This window comes from Burkholderia sp. Ac-20392 (assembly GCF_017104585.1).
GTDB lineage: Bacteria > Pseudomonadota > Gammaproteobacteria > Burkholderiales > Burkholderiaceae > Burkholderia > Burkholderia lata.
This window is the reverse complement of the sequence record NZ_JAAGPB010000366.1, coordinates 1-8697: the sequence shown is the minus strand read 5'-3', so window position 1 is coordinate 8697 and position 8697 is coordinate 1. Positions and strand designations below refer to the sequence as shown.

6 protein-coding genes and 2 pseudogenes are annotated in these 8697 nt (G+C 68.4%); 1 reads left to right on the top strand and 7 read right to left on the bottom strand.

Annotation, left to right across the window (positions count from 1 at the left end):
* Window positions 1–136: 136 nt before the first annotated feature.
* Both G3N99_RS28840 and G3N99_RS28835 read right to left on the bottom strand, forming a co-directional pair.
* On the bottom strand, window positions 137–1723 hold the full coding sequence (locus G3N99_RS28840; RefSeq protein ID WP_174937050.1) for an MDR family MFS transporter: 1587 nt from the start codon (window positions 1721–1723) through the stop codon (window positions 137–139).
* Window positions 1716–2837 carry an HlyD family secretion protein gene (locus G3N99_RS28835; RefSeq protein WP_206124085.1) on the bottom strand — a complete coding sequence of 374 codons (1122 nt, stop codon included), beginning with the start codon at window positions 2835–2837 and terminating at the stop codon, window positions 1716–1718. The genes G3N99_RS28840 and G3N99_RS28835 overlap by 8 nt, the downstream gene beginning before the upstream one ends.
* Window positions 2838–2929: 92 nt before the next feature.
* Here G3N99_RS28835 and G3N99_RS28830 point away from each other — a divergent pair, with 92 nt between their 5' ends.
* Window positions 2930–3733 carry a CerR family C-terminal domain-containing protein gene (locus G3N99_RS28830; protein ID WP_174938614.1) on the top strand — a complete coding sequence of 268 codons (804 nt, stop codon included), beginning with the start codon at window positions 2930–2932 and terminating at the stop codon, window positions 3731–3733.
* Between the two features lie 27 nt (window positions 3734–3760).
* Here G3N99_RS28830 and G3N99_RS28825 read toward each other — a convergent pair whose 3' ends face one another.
* From G3N99_RS28825 to G3N99_RS28805, 5 genes and pseudogenes are all read right to left on the bottom strand, one after another.
* Window positions 3761–5122 carry a mechanosensitive ion channel domain-containing protein gene (locus tag G3N99_RS28825; RefSeq protein ID WP_241011905.1) on the bottom strand — a complete coding sequence of 454 codons (1362 nt, stop codon included), beginning with the start codon at window positions 5120–5122 and terminating at the stop codon, window positions 3761–3763.
* A gap of 5 nt (window positions 5123–5127) precedes the next feature.
* Window positions 5128–5637 (bottom strand): annotated as a pseudogene (locus G3N99_RS28820) (molybdopterin molybdenumtransferase MoeA); the annotation flags it as partial.
* Between the two features lie 112 nt (window positions 5638–5749).
* Entirely contained in the window at window positions 5750–6367 is a 618-nt protein-coding gene (gene mobA, locus G3N99_RS28815) for a molybdenum cofactor guanylyltransferase MobA (protein ID WP_174943879.1), read from the bottom strand.
* Window positions 6368–6395: 28 nt separating this feature from the next.
* A complete protein-coding gene (gene moaA, locus G3N99_RS28810) occupies window positions 6396–7508 on the bottom strand; it encodes a GTP 3',8-cyclase MoaA (RefSeq protein WP_174943876.1) in 1113 nt (370 codons plus the stop codon).
* 131 nt (window positions 7509–7639) lie between these two features.
* Window positions 7640–8697 (bottom strand): annotated as a pseudogene (locus G3N99_RS28805) (ribonuclease E/G); the annotation flags it as partial.

Below are 8697 nucleotides of genomic sequence, written 5' to 3'. Positions count from 1 at the left end.
GGTCGGCGCATCCGGTGCGGCGGGTGCGCCGCGGTAGTCGGGACCGACCGTGCAGCCGGCGAGCAGGCATGCGGCCGCGCACAGCGTGAGCGCAGGGCGGCGGGGCAGGGAGAAGGGTTTCATCGCGTAAGACGGTTCAGTGGCCGGACGACATCGGCTGCGGCCCGCGCGGCGTTCTCAGCAGCAGCGCAAGCGGCACGCAGGCAAGCAGCGCGAGGCCCAGCAGATAAAAGGTTTCGGAATAGGTCATCACGACCGCCTGGATCTGGATCTGCTGCGCCAGCTGTCCGAGTGCGCGCATGTTCGAATACGCGAGGTCGCCGGTGTGCGCGAACCAGTTGGCCGCGTAGGCCGACAGCCGGTCCTGCCCGATCAGCGAGTTCGCGGTCACCGATTCGCGGAGCGCGGCCGTATGGAAGGTCGTGCGCCGGTCGATCACGGTGCCGATGATCGCGAGCCCGATCGAGCCGCCGAGATTGCGCGCCATGTTGTAGAGCCCGGCCGCATCACCCGAGTCTTCGCGCGCGACGGCCGCCATCGATGCCTGGTTGAGCGGCATCATCGCGAGCATCTGCGCGACGCCGCGGATCAGTTGCGACCAGACGAAGTCGTGGCCGACGCTCTGCGCGGTCAGGCTGATGTCGAGCATGCAGCTCAGGCAGAACAGCAGCAGCCCCGAGATCACGAGGATGCGGAAGTCGACCTTGCCGAGCAGGCGCGGCAGGATCGGCATCACGAGAAAGGCCGGCAGCCCCGACAGCAGCATGATCGAGCCCGCCTGTTCCGCGTTGTAGCCGGCGACGATCGCGAGGAACTGCGGCAGCAGGTAGGACACGCCGTACAGCCCGGCGCCGACCGCGGACACGATCACGATCACGCTCGCGTAGCGCGGGTTGCGCATCAGCGACAGCCGCATGATCGGCCGCTTCGCAAAGATCTGCGACAGCGCGATCAGGATCATCCCGGCGAGCGACACGAGGCTCAGCGTGACGATCATCTGCGATTCGAACCAGCGTTCGCGCTGACCTTCCTCGAGCACGACGGTGAGCGAGCTCAGCCCGATCGCGAGGCCGAGGATCCCGAGCCAGTCCGCGTTGAAGAACGAATGCCATTGCGGGCGATCCGACGGCAGCCCGAACACCAGCAGCGCCATCAACAGCAGGCACACCGGCAGGTTCAGGAAAAAGCACCAGCTCCAGCTCACGTTTTCCGCGAGCCAGCCGCCGAGCACGGGGCCGAACAATGGCCCGAGCAGCACGATCAGGCCGAACAGCGTCATGCCGACCGGCAACTGCGACAGCGGCAGCCGCGTGCGGATGATGGTCTGCGCGGTCGGGATCAGCGCACCGCCGGTGAAGCCCTGGCCGATCCGGCCGGCGATCATCATCGGCAGCGAATGCGACCAGCCGCACATCATCGAGAACGCGATGAACAGCGCGGAGTTCGTCAGCAGGAAATTGCGCAGCCCGAACACGCGCGTGAGCCAGGCGGCGAGCGGGATCATCACGATCTCCGACATCAGGTAGCCGGTCGAAATCCACGTGCCTTCGGTGCCGGTCGCGCCGATTTCGCCCTGGATCTGCGGCAGCGCGGAGTTCGTGATCGAGATGTCGAGCGTCGCCATCAGCGCGCCGAGCGCACCGGCCGCGACCGCGATCCAGTCGGTCACGCTCGCACGGCCTTCGTGCGGCGGCATGGGCATCGTGGCGGACGGTTCAGCCATGATGCGTCTCGTCGCGGGTCGAGCGCGTATCGACGTCGACCGTCACCGACAACCCCGGCAGCAGCATGCGCTGCGCGCGGGCATTCGCGGCGAGTCGGATGCGCACCGGCACGCGCTGGACGATCTTCGTGAAGTTGCCGGTCGCATTCTCGGGTGGCAGCAGCGCGAACTGCGCGCCCGTGCCGGGCGCGAAGCTGTCGACGACGCCGGACAGCGCGCCGTCCGGCAGTGCGTCGACGTGCAGTTCGACGGGCTGGCCGATGCGCATGTTGCCGATCTGCGTTTCCTTGAAGTTCGCGACGAGGTAGATCGAGTCGACGGGTACGACGGTCAGCAGGCGCGTGCCGGGCTGCACGTATTGCCCGACGCGCACCGTGCGATCGCCGACGCGGCCGGCGAGGGTACTGCGCACGATCGTGTTGTCGAGGTCGAGCTGCGCCTGCGCGGCGCTGGCCTGCGCGGCTTCGAGCTGCGCGCGCGCCTGCTGGAGCTGCGCGGTGAACGACGCGATCTGCGTGCGCGCGGCAGCGATCGACGCATTGTTCGCGGCGAGTGTCGCGGCTGCCTGGTCGCGCGTGCTCTTCAGGTCGGCTACGCGTTCGTGCGTTTCCGCGCCGGTCGCGGCGAGCGGCGCATAGCGCGTGTATTCGTCGCTGGTGTGCTGCGCATTGATGCGCGACACCTTCGCCTGCGCGTCGGCCTGTTCGAGATTCGCATGCTGCTGGCTGATGTCGGCCTCGGCGCGTGCGATATCCGCGCGGCGCGCGTCGACGGTCGCGAGCGATTGCGCAAGCGCGACCTGGTACTGGCGGACGTCGAGCCGCACGAGCGGATCGCCGGCCTTTACGGCCTGGTTGTCGCGCACATACACGTCGGTCACGTAGCCGGCGACCTTCGGCGCGGCGGTCATGCTGTCCGCCTGCAGGTACGCGTCGTTGGTGCTTTCGATGAAGCGGCCGACCGTCCACCATCGGCCGAGCCAGATGGCGCCGCCGATGGCCGCAAGCACGGCGACGATGAGCAGGACGCGCCGCTTCGTGCCGTTGCCGTTTCGCGGCGTTGTTCCGTTTTCCTGACGATTTGCTTTCTGTGGCGAGTCTTGCAGCGTCGACATGCTGGCGTCCAATTTATTCCAAGTGGAAGAATTATTCCAGTTGATAAAATTGTGTCAAGTAGAATGTCGGTCGATCGAATGACGAGGAAGGCATGAACGAAGCGAAGAAGCTGCGCCGTACGTCGGCGGGCGGCTACGCCCGTGGCGACGAAACGCGCCAGCGGATCATCGAGGCGGCGATCGAACTGTTCGGCGAGCGCGGGTTCGCGGGGGCATCGACCCGCGAGATCGCCGCGATGGCCGGCGTGAACGCGCCGGCGCTCCAGTACTACTTCGAGAACAAGGAAGGCGTGTACCGCGCGTGCGTGGAGACGATCGCGGAACACGGCTGGGAAGTGTTCGCGCCGGCAGTCGGCCATGCGTGGGCGATGCTCGACGCGGACGCGGACGTCGACGTGCTGATCGACGCGTTCGTCGGGCTGCTGCGCGCGCTGTCGGACCGGATGTTCACGGCGCCGAAGACGATGAACCAGCGGATGTTCTTCGCGCGCGAGCAAGGCGGCCAGGAGCCGGCGAGCGCGAGCGAAATCCTGATGAAGCGCATGCGCAAGCCGCTCAACGACGTGAGCGCCGAGTTGATCGGCCGCATCTCGGGGCGGCCGGCCAACGATCCCGTCACGCGCTTGCGTGCACTGAGCCTGTTCGGGCAGCTCACGGTGTTCCACATCGCGCAGCGTTCGGCGCTGCAGTTGCTCGAATGGGAGGCGTTCGAAGGTGAGCGCGCGACCCTGCTGATCGACACGATCGCCGAACAGACGCGCGTGCTGCTCCAGCAATGGCACGCGCAGCGCGACGTGTTGGCGGTCGATCCGGCGGCCGACTCGAAACGGGGGACGGGAGCGTCTACACCCGCCGCGAAAAGCGCTCGGCGCGTGACCAAGCCGGCCGCGCGTTAAACGCGGCGCGTTGTCAGTCCCGGCCGGTCAACTCGGCTTGCGCCCCGGTTCCGAGGGCGACGGCGGCCGGGCCGAAGTTTCGGCAGCATGGCCGTTGTCGCCGTTGCTGCCGTTTTCGTCGTCGACCACCGGCCGCGATCCGTCCGCGTACGCAACGACGCTGCGCTGCGGATTGGCGATCCGGATGCCGCGTTCGCGGAACGTCTCCGCGATCCGCCGGTTGAATTCGCGCTGCACGCTCCAGCGTGTCGAGTCCGTGCATTGCATCTGTCCGGCCAGCGCGAGCGTCGCGCCATCGACCTGGTCGATACCCCAGTAGCTGAAGTCCGACAGGATGCCGTCGTGGTACTTCGGATCGTCGCGCAACGCGGCGCCGATCTCCTTCAGCGTCGCGATCGCGCGATCGATATCCTCGCCGTAGGCAATGCTGATCTTGACGGACGCGTTGCCGAGCCCGCGATTCGTATTGTTGACGGTCGTCACCGAGCTGAACGGGATCGTGTACAGCGACCCGTCGCCGGCGCGCAACCGCACGGTGCGGATCGACAGGTACTCGACCGTGCCCGACACGCCGGCGAGCGTGACCCAGTCGCCCACCTGCATCGCGTTTTCCATCAGCAGGAAGATCCCGGTGATGAAATCCTGCACGAGCTTCTGCGAGCCGAAGCCGAGCGCGACGCCGAAGATGCTGGCGCCGGCAAGCAGCGGGCCGACGTTCACGCCGAGCTGGCTGAGGCCCGTCAGCACGACGACGAGCGCGATCATCACGAACAGCAGCGAGCGCAGCATCGGCAGCAGCGTGCGCAGCCGCGCCGCGCGCATGAGATTGCCTTCGCGCGTCCATCGTTGCAGGCGGCGCTCGATCGCGATGTTCGCGGCTTCCCACACGATGAGCGCGACGATGGCCGCGATGGCAATCGTCACCAGCGCCGACGCGAGTCGGTGGCCGATCGTGCCGGTTTCGAACGCGCGGAAGATCGGCACACCCCAGATCTGCAGCAGCAGCACGAGGGTCACGATGCCGATCGCACCCGACACGATCTGGCGCAGCAGCGGGTAGTAGCGGTACGCGTGCACATGGACGAGCGTGCGGTCTTCGTCGCGGCCCTGGAACAGCCGCGCGAGCGCGCCGAACACGACGATCGACACCATCCGCATGCCGATCATCACGGCGATCGAGCGGCCGCCGAGCGTGATCAGCACGCGGTAGCCGTTGTGGACGTCGAGCGCCCACACGAACCACAGCGCCATCACGATGAATACCGAGACGGGCGCCCATGCGTCCGCGAGCGCGTTGGCGATCATCGCGAACGACGGACGATCCTCGCCGGCCGAGCGGATCCGCGCGGCGACTGGCAGGCGGCACTGCAGGATCAGCGCCGAGACCATCAGGTGCCCGCGGCAAGTGCGCAGGCGCCGCGCGCGAGATCCTCGCCGGCATTGCGGCAGTTCGCGCCGCGCGCAATGTCGTGCGCGGCGAAGTGGATCGTGTCGCCATCGACGCGCACGCGTTCCTGCGGAATCACCGTATCGCAGCCGGCCGGCATCGGTGCGCCCGTCATGATGCGCACGCATGATCCGGCTGCCACTGCGCCGTCGAACGGATGGCCGGCGAGCGCGGTGCCGGCGACCGTCAGTGCGACCTCCGCTTGTTGCGATGCATGCGTACCGGCGCTGCCGTCGAACGCATAGCCGTCCATCGCCGAGTTGTCGTACGCGGGAATGTCGAACGGTGCGTTCACGTCGGCCGCGAGCACGCGGTCGAGTGCATCGCGCAGCGTCACCGTGTCACACGCGTCGACGGGCACCGCGAAGCGGCACGCGAGCGCCTGCGCGTCGACGAGCGACAGCGGGGCATCGGAATCGGGTGCGGTTCGGGGGGCGGGCGAGGATTGCGTGATCATCAGTCGGACTGCGCCGCAAGGCGTATCGGGTTCGTGGCCGGTGGCGCGAGGAGGGTGCCTGGGCGCGGGTTTCGCGTGCGGCGGGCGCCGGGCGGGAACCGTACGGGTGCCGTCAGCGGCGGGCCAGCGCGGCGAGTTCCTGCCAGGAGTTGGCATTGTAAAACGCACGCTCGTCGTGAAACTCGACTTCGACCGTCTTGTGGCGTGCGTACCACGCACGCACCTTGCGGTCGCCGGCGGCGAGCCGGACGGCGAGATCGTCGGCCAGCGACGTGCGCAGCAGCGCGAACGTCGGCTGTGGCGAGCGCACTTGTTGCGCATCGACGGTCACTGCCATGGCGATGTCGGCCTGCTGCGCGTCGAGCGCCGCCTGCAGCCGTGCGACGAGGTCGGCCGGCAGATAGGGTGTATCGCATGGCGAGCACGCGACAAGCGGCGCACGTGCCGCCCGCATGCCGGCGAGCAGGCCCGCGAGCGGGCCGGGGAAGTCGGGCGTTTCGTCCGCGACGATGCGCGCATCGAACGGCGCACCGAGTTCGGCATAGCGATCGGCATGACGATTCGCGCTGATCAGCGTCTCGTCGACCTGCGGCGAGAGCCGGCGCAGCACGTGCAGCGCGAGAGGCGTGCCGTCGAGCAACTGCAGGCCCTTGTCGACGCCATCCATGCGTGTGGCACGCCCGCCTGCGAGCAGCAGGCCGGCAATCGAGGGAGAAGCGGAAGCGGGCATGGCAAGAGGGCGGGAAGTGCGGCGTGCGTCAGCCGCCGATATACGACATCTCGACCCGCTTGCCGGCGCCGTCGGGCAGGGCGTCGGCAGACGCGCTGCCGCGCAGCTGCGAATAACGGTCGGTGCGGGCCTGCCAGATGCGGGCGATCGCGGTCGCGATCTCGGCGTCACTCGCGCCGCCGCGCACGAGCGCGCGCAGGTCGTGGCCCGTCGACGCGAACAGGCACAGGTACAGCTTGCCTTCGGTCGACAGCCGCGCGCGCGTGCAGTCGCCGCAGAAGGCCTGCGTGACGCTCGAAATCACGCCGATCTCGCCGCTGCCGTCCGCATAGCCCCAGCGCTGCGCGGTTTCGGCTGCCGTGTGCGGGTCGAGCGGTACGAGCGGGAAGTGTTCGGCGAGCCGGGCGATGACGTCCGCCGACGGCAGTACCTCGGTCATGTTCCAGCCGTTCGACGTGCCGACGTCCATGTATTCGATGAAGCGCAGGATCACGCCGGTCCCGCGGAAACGCTCGGCCATCGGCAGGATCTCGCTGTCGTTGGTGCCGCGCTTCACGACCATGTTGACCTTGACCGGCGCGAGGCCCACGGCCTGGGCCGCGAAGATGCCGTCGAGCACGTCGGCGCTCGCGAACTCGGCATCGTTCATGCGCTTGAACAACGTATCGTCGAGCGCGTCGAGGCTGACCGTCACGCGTGTGAGCCCGGCGTCCTTCAGCGCGCGCGCCTTGCGTGCGAGCAGCGAACCGTTGGTCGTGAGCGTCAGGTCGAGCGGGCGGCCGTCATGCGTGGTCAGGCGGGCGAGGCGCTCGATCAGGAATTCGAGATTCTTGCGCAGCAGCGGCTCGCCACCGGTGATGCGGATCTTCTCGACGCCATGTGCGACAAAGAGTCGCGCCACGCGTTCGATTTCCTCGTGCGTGAGCAGCGCGCTGTGCGGCAGGAACGGGTAGTCCTTGTCGAAAACGGCGCGCGGCATGCAGTACACGCAGCGGAAGTTGCAGCGATCCGTCACCGAAATGCGCAGGTCGCGCAGCGGCCTGGCGAACGTGTCGGCCAGCGTGCCATCCGGGGCATGCGCGATGCCGGAGACGTCCGGCATCCCGCTGACGTCGGCGAGAGGAATGATGCGTCGGGACATGTTGAAAGAAGTGCGAACCAGACCTCTATTTTAGCCGCAAGCGGCGAGTCGGTCCGGTGGGCGGAAACCCGCAGCGCGGACGTGAAAAAGCCCGCCGGAGGCGGGCTTTTCCTGGTCGGACGATGCGTCGATCAGTGATGCGTCGTTTCGACCTGCTGCATCGGGGCCGTATCGGCCGGCGGCAGCGTCTTGCGTTCGCGCGGCACGCGAGCCGGACGCGGGAGGCGCGACGCGGCTTCTTGTGCAGCGGCGAACTTGCCGGCGTCCGTGTTCACCCAGACGAGACCAGCCTGCTCCAGCACGGTATCCAGGCTCGCCGAAGCGGGCGCGGCTGCCGGTTGGGCCGGAGCGGGAGCCGGTGCAGGCGTCGGTGCCGGTGCCGGTGCAGCCACGGCCTCGACCGGTGCTGCTTCGACATGGGCCGGCTCGGCAGCCGCCGGAGCGGCTTCGGTCGTCACGGCCGGTGCAGCTTGCTCGACGGGTGCCGGTTGCGGCGCCTCGACAGCGACAGGCGCTGCCGGCACTTCGAACGCGTCGGTCGGCGAAACCGCGACCGGCGCCGGGCCGGCTTCGGTAGCGACGGCCGGTGCGACCGGTACCGGTTCTGCTGCCTGGGCGACAACGGCCGCTTCGACCGGTGCTGCTTCGACGTGTACCGGTGCCGGCTGCGGCTCGACAGCGGCCGATGCGGCCGGTTCGGCATGGTGCTCGACCACTGCTTCGACGACGACGGTGCTTGCCGCGGCGGCTGCAACGACGACTGCCGGTGCGGCCGTGTGGGCCGGTTCGACAGCAGCCGGTGCTTCCGGCGTCACGGCTTGCACCGCAACTTCGCCCTCTGCGCCTTGCTCGGCGTGGTCGACGACTGCGCCGTCTTCCTCGCGCTCGCGACGACCGCCGCGACGGCCGCGGCGGCGACGACGACGTTCCTCGCCATCACGTGCGCCGGCTTCCGCATCGGCTGCCAGCTCGGCGCCGGGCAGGTCTTCTGCGAGGGCCTTGTCGGCTTCCGGTTCCGGATGCGTTTCGCCACGGTTGACGGTTTCCAGCGTTGCCGCATGCTGGGTCGGCTTGCGACGCTCGCCGCGCTCACGACGTTCGCCGCGTTCCTGGCGCTCGCCACGACCGGCTGCTTCGACGCCTTCCGGCTGCTCGACACGCTCGCGCGGTTCGCGGTTCTCACGCGGTA